This window comes from Candidatus Protofrankia californiensis, from assembly GCF_900634765.1.
Lineage (GTDB): Bacteria > Actinomycetota > Actinomycetes > Frankiales > Frankiaceae > Protofrankia > Protofrankia californiensis.
Map to the genome: position 1 here is coordinate 49,283 of NZ_CAAAFT010000489.1, position 1,235 is coordinate 50,517.

At 74.6% G+C, this 1,235-nt stretch carries 1 protein-coding gene; it reads left to right on the forward strand.

Annotated elements, in window-relative coordinates:
* Nucleotides 1-79 precede the first annotated feature (79 nt).
* On the forward strand, nucleotides 80-1,235 hold a 1,156-nt coding region (locus DD1DGNOD_RS30320; RefSeq protein WP_241255979.1), incomplete at its 3' end, for an FAD-binding protein.

A 1,235-nucleotide genomic window follows, 5' to 3' on the forward strand; every position in this document is an offset into this window, starting at 1 on the left:
ACGGGACAGCGGCCGAGCGGGCCCCGCACCGCGAGCCGGACGACGGACGTCCGGCTCCGGTCAGCGCGAGGGTCCGCCCATGACGTTCCTGCCATGCCGCCTCGGCGCGCCCCGACCGGGCTGGACCCTCGACGCCGACATCGTGGTGATCGGATCTGGGATTGCGGGGCTGACCGCCGTCCTGCACGCCCGCGCGGCCGTGCCCGCCGGCCGGGTCCTGCTGGTCACGAAGGCGCGCCTCGACGAGGGGTCGACCCGCTGGGCGCAGGGCGGTATCGCCGCGGCGCTCGCCCCCGAGGACTCCCCCGAGGATCATCTGGCCGACACCCTGGCCGCCGGGGTCGGATTGTGCGACGTCGACGCCGTCCGGGTCCTGGTCACCGAGGGACCGGCCCGGGTGCGGGAACTGGCTGCGCTGGGCGCCGCGTTCGACCGGGACGGCTCCGCCGGTGGGTTCGCGTTGACCCGCGAGGGCGGGCACCTGCGCAACCGGATCGTGCACGCGGGCGGCGACGCCACCGGCCTGGAGGTCGAACGGGCACTCATCACAGCGGTGCGCGCCGACCCGGGCGTCGAGGTGATCGAGCACGCGCTCGTGCTCGACCTGCTGCTGGACGCGGACGGGAACGCCGCCGGGGTGACCCTGCACGTCCTGGGTGAGGGCACCAAGGACGGGGTGGGCGCAGTCACCGCCCGTGCGGTGATCCTCGCGACCGGCGGGATGGGGCAGATCTTCGCCTCCACCACGAACCCGCCGGTGTCCACCGGAGACGGCGTGGCGCTGGCACTACGCGCCGGTGCGGTCGTCACCGACCTGGAGTTCGTCCAGTTCCACCCGACCGCACTGTGGTTGGCCGAAGCATCACCGGGTCCTGACGCGGCACCGGGGCCGGCCGGACGAGCCGGACCGGCCGACGGTGGTGGGCCGGTTGGCGGTCAGCACACCTCCAGCCAGCAGCCGCTGGTCAGCGAGGCCATGCGCGGCGAGGGCGCCCACCTGGTGGACGCCGCCGGACACCGGGTGATGGACGGCGTCCACCCGCTCGCCGACCTGGCACCACGGGACGTCGTCGCCAAACAGATGTCACGGGTGATGGCCGCCCAGGGCGTCGACCACCTGTACCTCGACGCCCGCGGCCTGGGCAGCTCCACCCTGTTGCGGCGCTTCCCGACGATCACTGCCCGCTGCCGTGCCGCCGGCGTGGATCCGGTCCGTGAACCGATCCCGGTCGCCC